The sequence below is a fragment of the Lacinutrix sp. YIN62 genome, from assembly GCF_057219185.1.
Map to the genome: position 1 here is coordinate 1 of NZ_JBXVVH010000011.1, position 18,949 is coordinate 18,949.

17 protein-coding genes are annotated in these 18,949 nt (G+C 31.5%); 10 read left to right on the forward strand and 7 right to left on the reverse strand.

All coding sequences use genetic code 11. The features are described 5' to 3' along the window. The 5 genes from AC2D8I_RS08760 to AC2D8I_RS08780 all read right to left on the reverse strand — a co-directional run. Window positions 1-313, reverse strand: a 313-nt coding sequence (locus AC2D8I_RS08760; RefSeq protein WP_484705625.1) for a transposase, incomplete at its 3' end; no start/stop codon positions are given. A gap of 214 nt (window positions 314-527) precedes the next feature. After that, window positions 528-1,970 carry a TolC family protein gene (locus AC2D8I_RS08765; protein ID WP_484705626.1) on the reverse strand — a complete coding sequence of 481 codons (1,443 nt, stop codon included), beginning with the start codon at window positions 1,968-1,970 and terminating at the stop codon, window positions 528-530. Continuing rightward, window positions 1,963-5,211 (reverse strand): efflux RND transporter permease subunit, encoded by a 3,249-nt coding sequence (locus AC2D8I_RS08770; RefSeq protein ID WP_484705627.1) that lies wholly within the window; start codon window positions 5,209-5,211, stop codon window positions 1,963-1,965. The genes AC2D8I_RS08765 and AC2D8I_RS08770 overlap by 8 nt, the downstream gene beginning before the upstream one ends. 22 nt (window positions 5,212-5,233) lie before the next feature. Next, a complete protein-coding gene (locus AC2D8I_RS08775; RefSeq protein ID WP_484705736.1) occupies window positions 5,234-6,313 on the reverse strand; it encodes an efflux RND transporter periplasmic adaptor subunit in 1,080 nt (359 codons plus the stop codon). 134 nt (window positions 6,314-6,447) lie between these two features. Further along, window positions 6,448-6,867 (reverse strand): hypothetical protein, encoded by a 420-nt coding sequence (locus AC2D8I_RS08780; protein WP_484705628.1) that lies wholly within the window; start codon window positions 6,865-6,867, stop codon window positions 6,448-6,450. A gap of 382 nt (window positions 6,868-7,249) precedes the next feature. Here AC2D8I_RS08780 and rpsA point away from each other — a divergent pair, with 382 nt between their 5' ends. The 5 genes from rpsA to AC2D8I_RS08805 all read left to right on the forward strand — a co-directional run bounded on the left by rpsA (window position 7,250) and on the right by AC2D8I_RS08805 (window position 12,334). Then, on the forward strand, window positions 7,250-9,082 hold the full coding sequence (gene rpsA / locus AC2D8I_RS08785; RefSeq protein ID WP_484705629.1) for a 30S ribosomal protein S1: 1,833 nt from the start codon (window positions 7,250-7,252) through the stop codon (window positions 9,080-9,082). A 294-nt stretch (window positions 9,083-9,376) separates the two neighbouring features. After that, window positions 9,377-9,916 (forward strand): bifunctional pyr operon transcriptional regulator/uracil phosphoribosyltransferase PyrR, encoded by a 540-nt coding sequence (gene pyrR / locus AC2D8I_RS08790; RefSeq protein ID WP_484705630.1) that lies wholly within the window; start codon window positions 9,377-9,379, stop codon window positions 9,914-9,916. A gap of 96 nt (window positions 9,917-10,012) precedes the next feature. Then, a complete protein-coding gene (locus AC2D8I_RS08795) occupies window positions 10,013-10,942 on the forward strand; it encodes an aspartate carbamoyltransferase catalytic subunit (RefSeq protein ID WP_484705631.1) in 930 nt (309 codons plus the stop codon). 3 nt (window positions 10,943-10,945) lie between these two features. Next, on the forward strand, window positions 10,946-11,278 hold the full coding sequence (locus AC2D8I_RS08800; protein WP_484705632.1) for a ribonuclease Z: 333 nt from the start codon (window positions 10,946-10,948) through the stop codon (window positions 11,276-11,278). A gap of 150 nt (window positions 11,279-11,428) precedes the next feature. Continuing rightward, window positions 11,429-12,334, forward strand: a complete 906-nt coding sequence (locus tag AC2D8I_RS08805; RefSeq protein ID WP_484705633.1) for a ribonuclease Z — start codon at window positions 11,429-11,431, stop codon at window positions 12,332-12,334. Between the two features lie 169 nt (window positions 12,335-12,503). Here AC2D8I_RS08805 and AC2D8I_RS08810 read toward each other — a convergent pair whose 3' ends face one another. Then, window positions 12,504-12,932 carry a hypothetical protein gene (locus tag AC2D8I_RS08810; RefSeq protein ID WP_484705634.1) on the reverse strand — a complete coding sequence of 143 codons (429 nt, stop codon included), beginning with the start codon at window positions 12,930-12,932 and terminating at the stop codon, window positions 12,504-12,506. Window positions 12,933-13,001: 69 nt separating this feature from the next. Here AC2D8I_RS08810 and pdxH point away from each other — a divergent pair, with 69 nt between their 5' ends. The 5 genes from pdxH (at window position 13,002) to AC2D8I_RS08835 (ending at window position 17,891) form a co-directional block, all read left to right on the forward strand. Further along, window positions 13,002-13,649, forward strand: a complete 648-nt coding sequence (pdxH, locus tag AC2D8I_RS08815) for a pyridoxamine 5'-phosphate oxidase (protein ID WP_484705635.1) — start codon at window positions 13,002-13,004, stop codon at window positions 13,647-13,649. Between the two features lie 120 nt (window positions 13,650-13,769). Further along, on the forward strand, window positions 13,770-14,255 hold the full coding sequence (locus AC2D8I_RS08820; protein WP_484705636.1) for a SixA phosphatase family protein: 486 nt from the start codon (window positions 13,770-13,772) through the stop codon (window positions 14,253-14,255). A 42-nt stretch (window positions 14,256-14,297) separates the two neighbouring features. Further along, entirely contained in the window at window positions 14,298-16,358 is a 2,061-nt protein-coding gene (gene ppk1, locus AC2D8I_RS08825) for a polyphosphate kinase 1 (RefSeq protein WP_484705637.1), read from the forward strand. Window position 16,359: 1 nt separating this feature from the next. After that, a complete protein-coding gene (locus tag AC2D8I_RS08830) occupies window positions 16,360-17,271 on the forward strand; it encodes a Ppx/GppA phosphatase family protein (protein ID WP_484705638.1) in 912 nt (303 codons plus the stop codon). Window positions 17,272-17,357: 86 nt separating this feature from the next. Next, window positions 17,358-17,891 (forward strand): porin family protein, encoded by a 534-nt coding sequence (locus AC2D8I_RS08835; RefSeq protein WP_484705639.1) that lies wholly within the window; start codon window positions 17,358-17,360, stop codon window positions 17,889-17,891. 197 nt (window positions 17,892-18,088) lie between these two features. On the opposite strand, the gene AC2D8I_RS08840 is transcribed toward AC2D8I_RS08835, so the two are convergent. Beyond that, window positions 18,089-18,928: a hypothetical protein gene (locus AC2D8I_RS08840; protein ID WP_484705640.1), complete on the reverse strand. Its 840-nt coding sequence runs from the start codon at window positions 18,926-18,928 to the stop codon at window positions 18,089-18,091. Between the last annotated feature and the right edge of the window lie 21 nt (window positions 18,929-18,949).

An 18,949-nucleotide genomic window follows, 5' to 3' on the forward strand; every position in this document is an offset into this window, starting at 1 on the left:
TAAGGTTTTCTACACCTTCTGTTGTGCTTTCTCTTTTCTTTACAAGCATTGGGTTAAAAGAACCTTCTCTATCTCTAGGAACTTGGATCTCTGTTTCTCCTAAGGTGGTTTTTAATTTCTTTTTTGAGTAACCATTTCTAGAATTAGTAGTACTACTCTTTTTATGCTTTTTATAATCTAAATGAGCGGATAATTCGCCTTCTAAAATCTTTTCAACTCCTCGCTTGTGAAGCTGTTCTAGAAAACTGGTTAGCTCTGAACCGTTTTTAAATTGTTCTAAAAAAGCGTCGTTTAATAAATCTTCTGGTTTCATAAATGTGTTAAAGTTAATAAATAAAAAAATCTCGAGGGTGAATTAAACCCCGAGATTTTTAAACTTACACAGTTTATGAGATACTGCCCTCATAAGAAAGTGGATTTAATATAAGATACTTTAAACTAGAGGCGTTTTTAATATTGTAGAACAACATGCATATTAAAGCCATCTTACATTTTGTAAGATGGCTTTATTGTTTTAATATTCTTATTTAATTCCAACCACCACCTAAAGCTTGGTATAGTTTTACATTTGCTAAGAGTTGTTCTTTTTTTGTATCTATGATTTCAATTCTAGAATCCAAAGCTTCTCTTTGAGTTAGTAATACTTCTGTATATTCTGCTCTAGCAGATTTAAAAAGTCTAATTGATAAATCAATAGATTCTGATAAGGCTTTTACTTGGGCTTCCTTCAGTCTATAACTCTCTTTTAAATTATTAATATTAGATAGTGCGTTAGCAACTTCAATATAACCATTTAAAATAGTTTTCTCATAGTCGTAAACAGCTTGTAATTGCCTGCTATTTGCATTTTTATATTCCGCTTTTATTGCATTTCTATTAATTAAAGGGCTCACAACATCACCGACTAAAGAATATAAAAGGGATTCAGGTGTACTTGTAAGATATTTAGGTTTGAAGGCTTGTAAGCCAACTCCAGCCTTAATACCTATACTGGGGTAAAAATTAGACTTCGCTACTTTAACATCTAATTTATAGGCTTCTAATTCATATTCAGATTGCTTAATGTCTGGTCGATTAGCTAGAAGTTGAGACGGGACACCTGTATGGATAGGATTTATGATTTTATTTAAAAAATACTTCGGATCTCTATCAATAGTTTGCGGGTAACGCCCTAAATAAAAATTAATGTTATTTTCGATTTCAACTATTCTTTGTTGAATTTTGGATTTATTACTTTTATTTTTATAAACCTCTGCTTCAAAACGTCGCACGGCTAATTGTGTTACTCGTGCAGCTTCTTTCTGAAGTTTAACCATTCTTAAGGCATTTTGCTGAATATTTAAGTTTTGCTCAATAATCGTTAACTGATTGTCTAAAGCTAATAATTCATAATAAGAATTCGCAATTTCAGAAACCAAATTAGTAACCATAAAGTTTTTACCTTCAATGGTACTAAGATATTCAAAAACGGCAACTTTTTTACTATTGCGTAGTTTTTTCCAAATATCTAATTCCCAGGATGCTGAGAGTCCAATAGAAAAATCGGTTAAAGGTTCAGGGAATGCTTCATTTTCGCGAATATTTAAATGTTGTTCAACAGCTCCTTTTCGAGTAAATTCGCCTACTTTTTCTAGCTCTGCGCCTGCATATACATCTACAAAGGGTAAATACTCTCCTTTTCTTACTTTAATTTCATTATTGGCTCTAACTATTTGTTGCAACATAATGTTAAGCTCTTGATTGTTAACTAATGCTGTGTCTATTAATTTAACAAGATTAGCGTCTAAAAAGAAATCTCTCCATTTTACAGTAGCTGTATTAAGTGTATCTGCTAATTCTTTTTGATATTGCTTAGGTACCGTTTTGTTTTCTTCTCTAACTGCTATTTGCGTTGGAACACAAGAGTAGAGAAGTAGGATGCTAAGTATATTAAATAGAACCGTTTTTTTTATTTTAATGATTTTATTCATCGTTCTTGTTTTTTCTTAGTTTTCTTAGCAGATTTGTTAGTTTGCTAATTTTTAATGCATTTTTACGACTTTGGCTTTCGGTTTCACTATTCCGTATAAATTCTTCAGAAAGCGGTTCACTAACTTCATCTTTAATAAGGCTTTTCCCTTCTGACATTTTTGCGAAAATATAGTAAAGTCCAGGGATGATTAAAACACCAAAAAGAGTTCCAATGAGCATACCGCCTAAAGAAGAGCTCCCTATAGTTCTATTACCTATAGCACCTGCTCCAGAAGCAACAACTAAAGGGATTAATCCTGCAATAAAAGCAAAAGAGGTCATTAAAATAGGTCTAAATCGTGCTTTAGAACCTTCAATGGCTGCTTGTAAAACTGTAGCACCTTGCCTGTGTTTTTGGACAGCAAATTCAACAATAAGAACGGCGTTTTTCCCCAATAACCCAACAAGCATAATAACGCCAATTTGCGCATAAACATCATTAGCTAATCCCATTGTTTTTAATAGAATAAACGATCCAAATACTCCAATAGGTAATGATAATATAACAGCAAAAGGTAACAGGAAGCTTTCGTATTGCGCTGCGAGTATAAAATAGACAAAGACAAGTACGATAATAAAAATGTATATAGATTCATTGCCTCTTTGAGCTTCATCATAGGTAAGCCCTTCCCATGCAATATCATAACCTTTGGGTAATTCTTTTGCAGCCACCTCTTTAATTGCAGTAATAGCATCTCCACTAGTAAAACCGGGAGCCGGTAATCCTCTTATAGATGCAGAATTGTATAAATTATATCGTGTTATTTCATTAGGACCTAATTTTTTTTCAATACTCATAAAAGCAGAATACGGAACCATTTCACCGGCTTCATTTTTAACAAAAAGTTTTTCGAGGTCACTTGGTAAACGTCTATATTCTGGCGCAGCTTGTGTGTAAACTTTAAAAAACCTTCCAAAACGAATAAACCCTTGTTCGTAAGTACTCCCTATTAAAATATTAAGGTTTTCCATTGCTTTTCCAATAGTTACCCCTTTTTGCATTGCTATTTTGTTATTTATTTTTAACTGATATTGTGGATAATTTGCTGAGAAAAAAGTAAATAATCCCGTAAGTTCTTTACGTTTGGATAATGCAGCTATAAAGGCATTATTTATGGATTCAAAATGGTGATAATCTGTTGAGTTTGTTTTATCTAATAAACGCATAGCAAATCCGCCAGAAGACCCAAATCCAGGCACAGCTGGGGGTTCAAAATACTCTATTACAGCACCTAAGTTTTTGGTTTCTTCTTCTAGTTCTTCCATTATTTCATGGACAGAATGTTGTCGTTTAGACCATGGTTTTAGATTAATTAAACAGGTCCCTGCATTAGAGCCTCTACCTTCGGTCATGATCTCATATCCAGCCAAGGATGTTACCGATTCTACACCTTCGGTTTCTTCACAAATTTTTTGAAGTTTTTTTGCTACTTCATTTGTGCGTTCTAGAGTTGCTCCAGGCGGTGTTTGTATAATAGCATAAATCATTCCTTGGTCTTCGTTAGGAATAAAGCCAGCAGGTAATACTTTGTTTGTAAAGAATATTCCTGCACAAAATGCGGCTAATATTCCGAAGGTTACAAGACGTCTAGCTACAATTTTGGTTAAGAGGTTAGTATATTTACCTGTTAAGTGTTCAAATCCTTTATTAAACCAATTAATAAACCTGTCTATTGGTGTTTTTCTTTTTTTATTATGATTGTTCTTTAATAACATTGCGCAAAGCACAGGAGTTAGTGTGAGAGCGACAATAGCAGAAATAACAATAGCCCCAGCCATAGTTATCGAAAATTGTCTGTAAAAAACACCTACAGGTCCTGTCATAAAAGATATTGGGATAAAAACAGAAACCATAACTAATGTAATGGCTACAATAGCACCTCCAATTTCTCCTAAAACCTCATAAGATGCTTTATATGGAGAGCAGTGTTCTTCTTCCATTTTTACATGAACAGCTTCTACTACAACAATGGCGTTATCTACAACAATACCAATAGCGAGTACCAATGCGAAAAGTGTAATAAGGTTTATAGATAACCCGAAAATCTGCATTACAAAGAATGCGCCAATTAACGAGACAGGAACTGCTATTATGGGAATTAAAGTAGAACGCCAGTCCCCTAAAAACAAGAATACAACAATAGCAACTAAAATAAATGCATCTCTAAGAGTATGAATAACCTGCTCAATAGAGGCGTCTAAGAAGTTTGAAACATCGTAGCTTATTTTAAAGTTTACTCCTGGAGGCAAATCTATTTTTAGTTCCTCTAATTTTTCTTTTACGTTGGCAATAACAGCACTACCATTACTTCCAAAAGTTTGCTTTAAAACAATGGAGGCAGAGGGTTCACCATCTAAATTTGAATAGATGTCAAAAAATTCACTACCTAGTTTTACATCAGCGACATCGGCTAGTTTTATAATGTGACCTTCTTTGTCGGCACGAATTATAATATTTTCGTATTGGCTGGGTTTATCATACCTATTTTGATAGGTTAAAACATATTCTAAAGATTGTGCTGTTTGTCCTGAACTTCTTCCTAAACGCCCTGGTCTAGCAAGAATACTTTGTTCTTCCATAGCTTCTAACACATCTTCTGCCGAAATGTTATAGGCACGCATTCTATCTGGTTTTAGCCATACACGCATAGCGTATTTTCTGCTTCCTAAGATTTTTGCGCTTGCAATACCTTTTATACGTTGAATTTCTGGAATTATTTTTGTGTATGCATAGTTATATAAAAACTTTTCGTCGTTATTTTTATTTGTGCTAGAGAGGTTAACGTACATTAACATACTTGGTTGAACAGGAGTAATAATAACCCCTTCTCGCTGAACCAGTTCAGGAAGTAAAGGCATAACTTGATCCACTCTAGTTTTTATTCTAACTACAGCTTCGTTGGGGTCTGTTCCTGGTTCGAAAATAACACGTAATGTTCCTTCCCCTGCGCTGGTAGCATCAGAAGCAATATAGCGCATATCTTGAACACCATTTATAGCTGTTTCTAAAGGAATAAGTGTTGAATTAACTAATACATCAGCACTCGAGCCTGGATATGCTATAAAAATATTTACTGTAGTAGGCGCTATTTGTGGAAATTGAGAGATAGGCAATTGCTTTATCGCTAGGCCTCCCATAAATAGTATTATAACCGAAATGACAATCGCCAAAACGGGTCTTTTTATAAATTGTTTAAACATGTTTTTATGGATTTAATAAATACTATTCTGCGTAAAGCTCTAAATTGGATAAAACCATTTCTGGTTTTATAAATTTAGTATGTATCTGTTCTTTATTTTTTACCATCCTAATGCCTTCAAGGAGGATTTTATCATTTACAGATATTCCTTTTTTTATAATAAATAAGTGAGGTATTTCTGCTTCAATTTCTATTTCTTTTTGTGTAACAGTATTGTTTTTATCGACTATAAAGACGTATGTTTTATCTAAGATCTCAAAGGTGGCTTTTTGTGGTATAATAATAGCACCTTTATAAGGTGTTGTCATTAGAATACTTCCTGTTTCTCCGTGTCTTAACACGTTTTCAGGGTTTGGAAAAGTCGCTCTAAATGCGATATTACCTGTTTCATTATTGAATTCACCTTCAATGGTTTCTACAATTCCGCTATGACTAAAAATTTTATTGTTGGCCATTAAGAGTTTAACTTCTTGATTACTCCTGTTTTTATTAGTAATGTAATTTAAGTACTGGGCTTCTGGCACATTAAAATAAACCCACATTTTACTATTGTCTGAAAGTGTCGTTAATAATTCCCCTTCTTCTAAGAGACTTCCTTCTCTTACTTCAAGCAGGTTCATAATTCCGTTAAATGGGGCTTTTACACTCGTGAAATTTAAATGTGTTCTAGCGAGTGTGACTTCAGCATTCGCTTTATTAAAATGAGCTTTAGCCATAGCGAGCTCATTAGGAGATACAACATCACCATCTGCTAATAGCTTAGTGTTTCGTAGTTCGATTTCAGCTATTTTAGATTCTGATTTAGCTTTTTGAAGTTCTGCTTGATAGATGTTAGGCATAATTTGAAACATATTTTGCCCTTTTTTTACATACTGTCCTTCATCTACAAAGATCTGTTTTAAATAACCGCGTTCTAAAGCTCTTAATTCTATATGCTTGATGGCATGAATTTGACTCACATAATCTTTAGTTATACTAGTATCTTTTTTTAGTGGATTTGTTATGAGAAATTGGACTTTTTTTTCTTTTTTTTCTTTTTTTGTTTCGCAGTTTGTTAGAAATAAAAATGCGAATAAGCCTATGAAAACGGCAGTTTTCTTAATAATTTTCACTTGTTAAGTTTTTTGTAAAATGATAATGATTTATAATCAACCCCGAAATGATGGGGGATTATTTAAAATTCTAAAAGGTTAGATTTAAAATAGACTTATATGCTAAAAAGTCTGATTTATTGTTATCAAATTAAGAAAACTTGGAAGCGTAAGTGAAGCTTTACTTTTTGTGCTTTAACAATCCTTAGCGGACGTGCTACGTTTTTTTGAAGTTCATTAGAAAAACTTTTAAGAATAAAAGCAGTGCTTAGGCGGTCTTTAACATATAACTGTTTTAAAGGTGTGGGTTCCTCATTTTCTATTTCGTCATGCTCTACAAGGTCAAAAAATAAGTTGTGTTTTGAATGTTTGTGGAATGAGTTATAAGAAAGTACAGTTGTATTCTGATTAAAGGCATGTTCTACAGAATAATCTAATGAATTAGAATACTGAGTAACAACATTGCTATCTATAGTACCAGTAACATTATTTGCTTGTACATTAGCAAATGTGTTTAGTATTAGAACAGCAATTAAATATAGATATTTATTGAAAACAATATTCACTTGAATAGCAAAATTATACTAATTGATTTATATAACCAAAGATGAGCTGCCTAAAAAAGACAATTCTTTTATTAGTATTAAATAAAAGTTTAGTTTTAAAACGGAATAGTTTTAGAATATTAACAGGAGTATTCCTAATAAAAAAAACAAAAAATTAAAGTTATTCTGTAGATTTGAAATGAATGTTATCTTATTGTAATACAGTGGATTCAATGTTTTTTATTCTATATTAGGCAATATGGTTAAAAAGTAGTATTTTTGCACTCCTTTTAACGAATTATAGGAAGAAGAAAGGCACTTAAAAACGAAATTAAACTTAACACTTCTGTGTGTTATCGTTAACCATCTTCCAAAGCGTACAGAATACAAATTATTATCTGCAATGGCTGAAAAAGCAAAACAAGCAGAAGTTGAAGCTAAAGAAGCAACAACAGTAGAGGCTCCAGTAATTTCTGAAGCACAAGCAAACCCAGAAAAATTCTTAGCAGAATTCAATTGGCACAATTACCAAGAAGGAATTGATGAAGTTGAAGATTCTCAATTAAAAGAATTTGAAAAATTAGTATCAGAAAACTTCGTAGATACTTTAAATGACGAAGTTGTAGAAGGAGAAGTAATTCATATTACAGATCGCGATGCTATTATCGACATTAATGCGAAGTCTGAAGGTGTTATTTCATTGAATGAATTCCGTTACAATCCAAACTTAGCAGTAGGAGACAAAGTAGAAGTATTAATTGATGTTCGTGAAGATGCAACAGGACAATTAGTATTATCTCACAGAAAAGCACGTGTAATTAAAGCATGGGATCGTGTAAACAATGCGCACGATACAGGTGAAATCGTTAATGGTTTTGTAAAGTGTAGAACTAAAGGTGGTATGATTGTAGATGTTTTCGGAATCGAAGCATTCTTACCTGGTTCTCAAATTGACGTTAAACCAATTAGAGATTACGATCAATACGTAAATAAAACTATGGAATTCAAAGTGGTGAAAATTAACCACGAATTCAAAAACGTAGTTGTATCTCATAAAGCACTTATTGAAGCTGATATTGAAGTACAGAAGAAAGAAATTATTGGTCAATTAGAAAAAGGTCAAGTATTAGAAGGTATTGTTAAAAATATTACTTCTTACGGTGTATTTATTGACCTTGGTGGCGTTGATGGATTAGTTCATATTACAGATTTATCTTGGTCTAGAATTAATCATCCAAATGAGATTGTTGAGTTAGATCAAAAATTAAATGTTGTAATCCTTGATTTTGATGAAAACAAATCAAGAATTCAATTAGGTCTTAAGCAATTAAGCAAGCACCCATGGGATGCTTTAGGTGAAGAAGTAAATGTTGGAGACAAAGTAAAAGGTAAAGTTGTTGTAATCGCAGATTACGGTGCATTTATTGAAGTAGCAGAAGGTGTTGAAGGATTAGTTCACGTTTCTGAAATGTCATGGTCTACACACTTACGTTCTGCTAACGATTTTGTATCTGTAGGCGATGTTGTAGAAGCACAAGTATTAACATTGGATAGAGAAGATCGTAAGATGTCATTGGGAATCAAGCAATTGTCTCAAGACCCATGGACAGATATTACGACTAAATACCCTGTAGGTTCTAAGCACTCAGGGATAGTACGTAACTTTACAAACTTTGGTGTATTTGTAGAATTAGAAGAAGGTATCGATGGATTAATTTACATCTCAGATTTATCTTGGACTAAGAAAATTAAACACCCATCTGAGTTCTGTGCCGTAGGCGATAAATTAGATGTAGTAGTACTTGAGTTGGATGTTGAAGGACGTAAATTATCTTTAGGTCATAAACAAACAACAGAAAATCCATGGGATAAGTATGAAACTGAATTTGCTTTAGATACAACACATACAGCAGAAATTGCTGAGGTTGTAGATAAAGGGGCTACTATTGAATTTAATGACGATATCGTTGCTTTTGTTCCTTCACGTCACCTTGAAAAAGAAGATGGTAAGAAACTTAAGAAAGGGGATACCGCTGAATTCAAAATTATAGAATTTAATAAAGAGTTTAAGAGAGTAGTAGCATCGCATACTGCACTTTTTAAAGCAGAAGAAATGGCAAATGTGAAAGCTGCTGCTAAAAAAGCTGCGAATCAAGCTGCAGAAGCAAAACCTACTTTAGGTGATGCTAATGATGCTTTACAAGCTCTTAAAGATAAAATGGACGGAAAAATATAATTCATTTTCCTGTTTAATAGCAGGGAAATACCATCCTAAATATAAAGGCCTCTCGATACGAGAGGCTTTTTTATTTTACAATTGTAGCCGTACTAATCTTTATTACGTGTAGGCTTAATAGTGTTTTATATACATAAAGTATGACTATAACTACAGTCTGTAAATCACTTTTAACTAGGGGAAAATAAACCACACTATTTCTTTTGTTAATGACGCAATATAATACTAACAGAAAACAGCTTTTAATATCTAAATATTTACACTAACTTTGTATACCAAATACGTTTGGAAAATATGAGTCAAAAAGTGTTACTTAACGCAACAGAGGTAAACATCATTCTACATAGATTGGCTTGTCAACTTATTGAAAATCATCATGATTTTTCTAATACAGTTTTAATAGGAATTCAACCCAGAGGAAAATATTTAGCCGATCGTTTGGCTGAAATACTAAAAATAGAATATAAAATTAAAAATGTAGTGCTAGGACATCTAGACATTACATTTTATCGTGATGATTTTCGTCGTGGGGAAAAAATACTAGAAGCCAATACCACACAGATTAATTTTGAAGTAGAGAATAAAAAGGTTGTTTTTATAGACGATGTTTTATATACAGGCCGGAGTATTAGAGCCGCATTAACAGCAATTCAATCTTTTGGAAGGCCTAAGGAAATAGAATTACTTACGTTAATTGATAGGCGATTTAGCAGACATTTACCTATTCAACCAGATTATAGAGGTAGACAAGTAGATGCAATTAATAAAGAAAAGGTAAAAGTAAACTGGGAAGAAAATGAAGGAGAAGATTGTGTTTACTTAATTAATAATTAAGAGCGGTAATAAATAACTAAACGCATTGGTTTAGATTTCAGTACAGTAATAAAATAACAGGCAGCGTAATGTGCGCTTACAGAATACTTAAAAAAGATGAGCGAATTAAGTGTAGATCACTTATTAGGAATAAAATACCTTCAAGAAAAAGACATTCAACTTATTTTTGAAACAGCCGACCATTTTAAAGAGGTTATTAATAGACCGATAAAAAAAGTCCCTTCGCTTAGAGATATTACCATAGCCAATCTGTTTTTCGAAAATTCGACACGAACAAAATTATCATTCGAGTTAGCAGAGAAACGCTTATCGGCAGACGTGATTAATTTCTCGGCAGGACAATCTTCTGTTAAAAAAGGAGAGACTTTAATAGATACAGTAAATAATATATTATCTATGAAAGTAGATATGGTTGTAATGCGCCACCCTAATCCAGGGGCAGGTGTATTTTTGTCTAAACATATCAATGCTAATATTATAAATGCAGGCGATGGTGCCCATGAACACCCAACACAAGCTTTGTTGGATTCATATTCTATTAGAGAGCGTTTAGGAGATGTCGCAGGAAAAAATGTAGTAATTGTTGGCGATATATTGCATAGTAGAGTCGCATTGTCTAATATTTATGCTTTAAAATTGCAAGGCGCAAATGTTATGGTATGCGGTCCAAAAACACTAATACCAAAATATATAGATAAATTAGGCGTTACTGTAGAAACGGACCTAAGAAAAGCACTTAATTGGTGCGATGTAGCTAATATGTTACGCGTTCAAAATGAAAGAATGGATATTAGCTACTTTCCATCCACAAGAGAATATACACAACAATTTGGAGTGAATAAAACCATTTTGGATTCACTAGATAAAGACATAACTATTATGCACCCAGGCCCTATAAATAGAGGTGTAGAGATTACAAGTGATGTTGCAGATTCTAAGCAAGCTATTATTTTAGATCAAGTACAAAATGGGGTTGCCGTTAGGATGTCAGTTATTTATTTATTAGCTTCAAAGATAAAACAGTAGATTATGATTTTAAACAAAGACGGAAACATTTCCATAATTACGCAAGAGAAGGCTACTATAATAGAACTAGTAAAGAAAATAAATGTACTATATCCCAAATTTAAGAATGACAATATTATTGTAAATCTAAGTGCTTTAGACGGCATAAGTATTGAAGATATTGTTGAGTTTCTTCAAATTTCTAATACGCATAGACGTCATCATTTGTCATTTGTATTGGTAACATCTAATACAAACTTAGATGAAACACCAGATGAGATTATTGTGGTACCAACGTTAAAAGAAGCTTATGACATTATTGAAATGGAAGAGATGGAGCGCGATCTAGGATTATAACTATATTCTATGAATTTGTAACACCTTGTTGCTGTTGTTCTATGTTTCTTTTTAAGCGTTTGCTATTAAAGTAAAAACAAAATTATAACTATAGTATGTCAATACAGAAAACTATAATAAATAAAATCATTAGATATTAAAAGTACCAATTTGAAACTAAACATTCTAGGCTGTTATAGCGCAACACCCCGAACATTTACTAACCCTACAGCACAAGTATTAGAAATAAATAATCATATTTTTTTAATAGATTGCGGCGAAGGAACACAAGTACAGTTACGTAAGCATAAAATAAAATTTAATAGAATCAAGCATATTTTTATTTCGCATTTACATGGGGATCATTTTTTTGGCTTGATAGGTTTAATCTCAACTTTTAGATTGCTAACTCGTGAAGCAGATTTACATATTCATGGCCCTAAAGGGTTAAAGGAATTAATAACTCTTCAACTTAAATTAGCGAATTCTTGGACTAATTATAACTTATATTTTCATGAACTTACCAGTGATGTTTCTGAAGTTGTTTTTGAGGATGATAGCGTGGAAGTAAGTACAATACCTCTCGATCATCGCGTGTATACTAATGGGTTTTTGTTTAAAGAAAAGGAAGGGGAGCGCAAATTAGATATGAATGCTGTTTTAAATGCAGATATAAATACCGCTTATTATAGAAAATTAAAACAAGGTTTTGATGTAGAGAATGAAGCAGGACTACTTATAAAGAATGAAACGGTTACAAAATCAGGAAGAAAACCAAAGAGTTATGCTTTTTGTAGCGATACCGCTTATAAAGAAGACATTGTCCCGCTTATAAAACATGTGGATGTACTATATCATGAATCTACCTTTTTAGAACAACATGCTAAATTGGCTCCTAAAACTAAGCATAGTACAGCAAAAGAAGCCGCTAAGATTGCAAAACAAGGACATGTAGGGATGCTAATACTTGGACATTATTCTACACGTTACAATAATCTAAACCTATTTAAAGAAGAAGCTAATGAGTATTTTGAAAATGTAGAATTGGCAGACGATGGGAAAATATTTGAGTTTTAAATTTGTAGATAAATTATAAGCATTTAATTATTTTAATACTAAAAGCAGGTTTTATAAAATTAAATAAGCGATCATAAAGGTGGCATTGTTTGTAATATTTTGTTGTATGTCGGAATTAAATTAGAAACTAAAAACAATTAATAAGTCACCTAGTATTGTTTGTGGAAAATCAATTTTGTTCAATATAAGATTTAAACTGTTCTAACCATTTTTGTACTTGCCTTTTAAACATTTTAGGATATACTTTAGCAAGTACTTTTATAAACAAATTATTAAATTTGGTGTACTCAATTTCGGTTATATATTGTGTTTTATCGTTGAGTAAAGGCCGTAATTTAACAGACATAGTATTAGTCATATCTTCATGTTCATAAAGCCCTATAAACTCTTTAGGTAAATCATTTTTAATGATTGTTTCTATTAATTCGAATTTTTTATAGATTATTTTAGATTTAGCTCCTTTTGTGTTAATAACACCACTAATATATTCTTTAGACTTGAATCCATCCTGGTAGTATTGTAGTGTGTTATTATCTAAAAAAGTATCTTGAACTTTATCTATTTTAGCATTAATGTTTATAACGCAAGTAAATTTCATCAGAGTACATTTTGTATAAAGTTACTAAAAATCATCTTTAAAATAATTTAAAATCTTGTAAATTGCACTATGGAAAAAGACTTAGGCGATTACAGAAGATCTTATGAAAAAGGGGAGTTGTTAATAAATAATACTCCAGAAAACCCTTTAGAATTATTTAGAGATTGGTTTCATGAAATAGATGCTAATTTTCCCGAAGATGAAACCAATGCAATGACTCTTTCTACTACAGGAGTCGATGGTTTTCCAAAAAATAGAATTGTGCTTCTCAAGAAATATACTTACGAAGGGTTTATCTTTTATACTAATTATGAAAGTGAAAAAGGCAAGGCTATAGAAGCAAATCCTAATGTTTGTTTGTCCTTTTTTTGGGCAGGCGCAGAGCGGCAAATTATTATTAAAGGAAAGGCCGAAAAAATAGCAGCAAATCTTAGTGATGGTTATTTTGAATCTAGGCCACGAGGAAGCCAACTAGGAGCTATAGTTTCTAACCAAAGTGCGGTTATAAAAACAAGAGCGTATCTAGAGTTAAAAATGAAAGAATTAGAGCAAAAGTTTGAAGGAAAGGAAATTCCTAGGCCAGAATTTTGGGGCGGCTTTATAGTCAAACCTATAGAAATTGAATTTTGGCAAGGCCGCGCTAATAGATTGCATGATAGAATAGATTATAAGTTGAATTCTGATTGGGATTGGGTGAAAACTCGATTGTCGCCATAATAAATCGAAATCACTTTTTAATCACGCAATGAATGGAATTAAAAGCGCAATGAATTTATAAGCAATCAAGGCTATAAATTTTGTAATGTAATAGGTGTTTATTTTAAATTAGTAAAAGCTATGAAAACTTTATATTTAGTAAGGCATGCTAAGTCTTCATGGAAATATAATCTTGAAGATCATAAAAGACCATTAAAAAAAAGAGGTGTTAAAGATGCTCAAAACGTTAGCGCTTTTTTAAAGCATAATATTTCATCCCCAGACTTTATTCTTTCCAGCACAGCTACTAGAGCGAGAGAAACAGCAACTATATTTATAAAAAATCTAGATTTAGGAACTGTAGATTTTTTATTAAATGAGAGTCTTTATGATTTTTCAGGAAATGAGTTAACTAATGTTATAAGGTCTTGTGAAAATGCTGTTGACAAGCTAATGGTTTTTGGACATAACTATGCTATGACTCATTTTGTAAATACTTATGGGAATTTAATAGTCGAAAATGTGCCAACATCTGGTTTTGTTGAAATTCATTTTAATATTAACTCCTGGAAGGAGCTTAAAAAAGGAAAGACCGTTAGAACTGTGTTTCCAAAAGGATTAAAATAGTTATTACAATAAAGAATATTTAATTAAATTTATACGAAAAATATGATGAAGAACACGCCAGGTAATGTTTATATAAACAGAGAATTAAGTTGGTTACAATTTAATGCACGTGTCCTTCAAGAGGCATCAGATACAACGGTTCCTTTAATAGAGCGTCTTCGGTTTTTAGGTATTTTTTCTAATAATTTAGATGAATTCTTTAAAGTAAGGTACGCAACAGTAAAACGTATTGATTTCGCTGGTAAAGGGGGGAAAAATCAATTGGGTGGTATTAAGGCCTCAGAATTATTAGAGATAATCACGCAAACGGTTATTAAGCAACAAGCGCAAAGTTTAAAAATTCTAAAAAACATTCAATGCTACTTAGAAGACGAGGACATCTTTATAATTAATGAAACACAAATAACGCCTTCCCAACATCTTTTTATAAAAGCATATTTTATTCAAAAAGTAAGCCCAGCCTTAGTTACTATTATTTTAAATGATTTAATACAATTACCGCATTTAAAGGATAGTGCTGCATATTTAGCCATAAATATGGCTTTGGAAAGTAACGGAAATCAGTTTGCTTTAATAGAGATTTCAAAAAACATGGAACGGTTTATAGTTTTACCAGAAGAAAATGGTAAAAGCTATATTATTATGATAGATGATTTACTGCGGTATTGCTTAGATGATATTTTTAATATTTTTGATTATAAGTCCATTTCAGCTCATATGATAAAAATTACTAGAGATGCAGAGTTAGATCTAGAAAGCGATTTGAGTAAGAGTTTTATGGAAAAAATAAGCAATAGCGTTAGAGATAGGCAAGATGGAGAGCCTATTCGTTTTGTGTATGATAAAACAATTGCCAATGAAACCCTTCATTTTTTAATGAGTAAAATGGGAATTGAATCTAAGGATAGTATTATTCCAGGTGGACGCTATCATAATAGAAGAGATTATATGGGGTTTCCAAGTTTAGGGAGAGAAGATCTACTTTATGATAAAATAGAACCTTTACCTATAAAAGGTTTGAGCCTACAAAATAGTATTTTTGAAGCTATTTCAAAAAAAGATTATTTGCAATATGCACCTTATCATACTTTTGCTTATGTTGTTAAGTTTTTAAGAGAGGCAGCCTTAGATCCAAAGGTAAAAACCATAAAAATTACTATATATCGATTAGCGCAAGTTTCACATGTCGCCAGTTCATTAATAAATGCCGTTAAGAATGGAAAAAAAGTGACTGTTTCTATGGAAATCCAAGCACGTTTCGATGAACAAGCAAATATTGATTATGCCGAGCAAATGCAACGTGAAGGAATCAATTTATTATTTGGAGTTCAAGGGTTAAAAGTACATAGTAAAATGTGTATTATTGAAAGAGAAGAAGCGAATAAAATAAAGCGATATGGTTTTGTAAGTACAGGAAATTTCAACGAATCTACAGCTAGAATTTATACAGACTATACGTTGTTTACAGCTAATCAGAATATATTAAAAGATTTAAATAAGGTCTTTAGTTTTTTTGAAGTAAATTATAAAATATACCGATACAAGCATATTATTACATCGCCGCACTATACGCAAAAATCTTTTTTTAGATTAATAGATCAAGAAATTTTAAATAAAAAAGAGGGGAAGCCTGCCTATATAAAACTTAAAATGAATAGTATATCTAGTTATAAGATGATAGATAAACTATATGAAGCTAGTAGAGCAGGAATACAAATAAAAATGATAGTAAGGGGCATTTGCAGCCTAATTCCAGGGGTAAAAGGAATGAGTGAAAATATAGAAGTTATTAGTGTTATCGATAAGTTTTTAGAGCATACACGATTGTATATGTTTTGCAATAATAATGATCCAAAGGTGTATATTTCTTCAGCAGACTTTATGACTAGAAACATTGAAAATAGAGTAGAAGTAAGCTGCCCTATTTATGATAAGGAAATAAGAGAGGAGCTTATAGATACCTTCGAGATTTGTTGGAATGATAATGTAAAAGCACGGATTTTAGATGAATCTCAATCTAATCTTTATAAATTCAATACTCATGAGAAAGTAAGATCTCAATATGCAACTTATAATTATTTAAAAAACAAGTTAGAAAATTAGAATGCTTAAAATTGAAAAATATGCAGCCATAGATATAGGATCTAATGCTGTAAGATTACTTATATCAAATATTATAGAAGAAGAAGGGAAACCAGCAAGATTTAAAAAAAGTTCATTGGTTCGTGTACCTATTCGTTTAGGTGCAGATGTATTTTTAAAAGGTGAAATTTCTGAAGAAAATAAGATCCGTATGATGGATACAATGCAAGCGTTTAAATTACTTATGAAATCCCATAAAGTAAGTAAATATAAAGCCTGCGCAACATCTGCCATGCGTGAAGCTAAGAATGGAGAATTAGTTACAAAAGCAATATTAAAGAAAACAAGTATTAAAATAGATGTTATCGAAGGAGATGAAGAAGCAGCAATAATTGCAGCTACAGATTTACATGCCCATATCGATAGTAATAAAACGTATTTATATGTAGATGTAGGAGGCGGAAGTACAGAATTTACTATAATACATAATGGGGAAAATAAAATATCCAAGTCTTTTAAAATAGGAACTGTTAGATTACTAAATGATATTGTAAAAAAAGAAACTTGGCAAGAATTAGAAGCTTGGATTAAAGCACAAACAAAGGGCTATGATAAGATAGAAGTCATGGGATTTGGGGGGAATATTAATAAAATTTTCAAAATCTCAAGAAAAGCTGCAGGCAAGCCATTGACATATTTTTACTTGACCTCTTATTACAATATGTTACAGACTTATTCTTACGAAGAACGTATCTCAGAATTAGATCTAAATCAAGATAGAGCAGATGTAATCATACCAGCAACTAGAATTTATTTGTCTGTAATGAAGTGGAGCGGAGCCAAAGATATATATGTACCTAAAATTGGATTAGCTGATGGAATTATTAAAAGTATATATAATGATACGGTTTTGAGTTATACACAGTTAAAATAATACACTTTATCTTATTATTGTATCTTATTTATGAAAATAATATATATTAGCGGCACTTAAATTAATCAAATAAAAACAAAATAATTATGAAAAAAATACTACTCTCTTTAACATTATTCACTTGTATGTTTTACGGATTTTCGCAAGAATCTATGATAGGAGCAAGAATCGGGTTTAATATGTCTAATTTAAATTTTGATCCAGAGGTTCCTGAAGGTATAGCGAATGAGCATAGAAATAGTTTTGCAATTGGTTTTTTTGGAGAGTATAGTTTGTCAAAAAGTTTGGCAATAGCGCCAGAGCTTCAATTTTCAGCTGAAGGAGCTAAAGATGAAAATTTGGACATAAATTACATACAGCTACCAGTACTTTTTAAATATGGCGTAAGTGATAAAATAGCTTTAGAAGTCGGTCCACAAGCAGGTTTAAAGACGCATAAACACGAAGATAATTTTGAAGATATTGCATTTTCTGGTGTTGTAGGTATTGAATATATGTTGACTGAATATTTCTTTTTAGATGCAAGGTATACTTACGGATTTACAAATGTTTTTGATGATGAAGTAAACATAGAAGCAGTAAATACTAATATCCAAGTCGCATTTGGAGTAAAATTCTAAACCACAATCAAACCAACTAAATCTTAAAAGCCAATGCACTTAAGTGCATTGGCTTTTTTAATTTACTTATAAAACATAAAAACAAAATACTGTATTTATATGTTTAAAAAGTAATGTAAAATAAAAGCGTCTTATTTTAGGCACTTTTATTTCATTATTCGGTTAAAGTTATGACTCTATTTAGAACATAACCTTATTTATTTTTTAAAATCGGCAGGACTTATATTTTTATTATTAAATGTTATATCAGACCAATTCACTTGTATCCATGATGCATCATTTACAACTGCATCCCAATTGGATTGCTTATATTTACGCTTTGTTGGAATTAATAAACCTTCAATATTTTCATATTCTATTTGCATTAAAAATGGATCCATTTTATCAAAATCCGCAACAGTAAAAAGAAACTGGTCAACTAATGTTGTGTTTTTATTAATATAGAGCTGATAAATATCTTTAGGTTTATTGTCCTTAATCTCAAAAGTAACTTTTACAATATCATAGTCAACGCCATTAATATTTTTTTCTCCTAAATAGTCATAATGTAATCCTGGATCTAATAGTTTAGGAAGCATCGCAAACCAATAAAAATTTGTAGGTCTATTAAATGCAACTTTTTTTAATAGTTTTTTATCAGTAACAAAGGTGTCATTGTATTTAAGCCAATAACTACTACCATCGTAACCTTGCTCTACTATTCCTTCTAGTTCAGGGTAACTACGTTCATGTTTTTTGTAAGCTCCATAAGATAATTCGCCATTAAAAATATATTTTTCTGTAGACATATCCGTTTTTCCATCTGGTGTTTGGTAGGTATATGTGTACATTACATTTTTCTTTTTAAGAAAGGCATTATAATCTCCTACTTTTTGTACCATATTATAAACTAATTGGTAACCTTTATTTTTAGAATTTAAAATCGTATCCTCAGCATTATTTACCGATGATTGCTTTTCTATTGGCTGGTTTTCATTTTTGCATGCAGCCAAAGCATATAGCATAAATATGCTACTTATTAGTGTATTAAATTTCATTGTGTCATTTTTAGTGTTGTG

What these genes read in the sequence shown, in the direction of transcription:
- AC2D8I_RS08765 (WP_484705626.1), bottom strand. Translation starts at nt 1,970, where the DNA reads ATGAATAAAATCATTAAAATAAAAAAAACGGTTCTATTTAATATACTT.
- AC2D8I_RS08770 (WP_484705627.1), bottom strand. Translation starts at nt 5,211, where the DNA reads ATGTTTAAACAATTTATAAAAAGACCCGTTTTGGCGATTGTCATTTCG.
- rpsA (WP_484705629.1), top strand. Translation starts at nt 7,250, where the DNA reads ATGGCTGAAAAAGCAAAACAAGCAGAAGTTGAAGCTAAAGAAGCAACA.
- pyrR (WP_484705630.1), top strand. Translation starts at nt 9,377, where the DNA reads ATGAGTCAAAAAGTGTTACTTAACGCAACAGAGGTAAACATCATTCTA.
- AC2D8I_RS08795 (WP_484705631.1), top strand. Translation starts at nt 10,013, where the DNA reads ATGAGCGAATTAAGTGTAGATCACTTATTAGGAATAAAATACCTTCAA.
- AC2D8I_RS08800 (WP_484705632.1), top strand. Translation starts at nt 10,946, where the DNA reads ATGATTTTAAACAAAGACGGAAACATTTCCATAATTACGCAAGAGAAG.
- AC2D8I_RS08810 (WP_484705634.1), bottom strand. Translation starts at nt 12,932, where the DNA reads ATGAAATTTACTTGCGTTATAAACATTAATGCTAAAATAGATAAAGTT.
- pdxH (WP_484705635.1), top strand. Translation starts at nt 13,002, where the DNA reads ATGGAAAAAGACTTAGGCGATTACAGAAGATCTTATGAAAAAGGGGAG.
- AC2D8I_RS08820 (WP_484705636.1), top strand. Translation starts at nt 13,770, where the DNA reads ATGAAAACTTTATATTTAGTAAGGCATGCTAAGTCTTCATGGAAATAT.
- ppk1 (WP_484705637.1), top strand. Translation starts at nt 14,298, where the DNA reads ATGATGAAGAACACGCCAGGTAATGTTTATATAAACAGAGAATTAAGT.
- AC2D8I_RS08830 (WP_484705638.1), top strand. Translation starts at nt 16,360, where the DNA reads ATGCTTAAAATTGAAAAATATGCAGCCATAGATATAGGATCTAATGCT.
- AC2D8I_RS08835 (WP_484705639.1), top strand. Translation starts at nt 17,358, where the DNA reads ATGAAAAAAATACTACTCTCTTTAACATTATTCACTTGTATGTTTTAC.
- AC2D8I_RS08840 (WP_484705640.1), bottom strand. Translation starts at nt 18,928, where the DNA reads ATGAAATTTAATACACTAATAAGTAGCATATTTATGCTATATGCTTTG.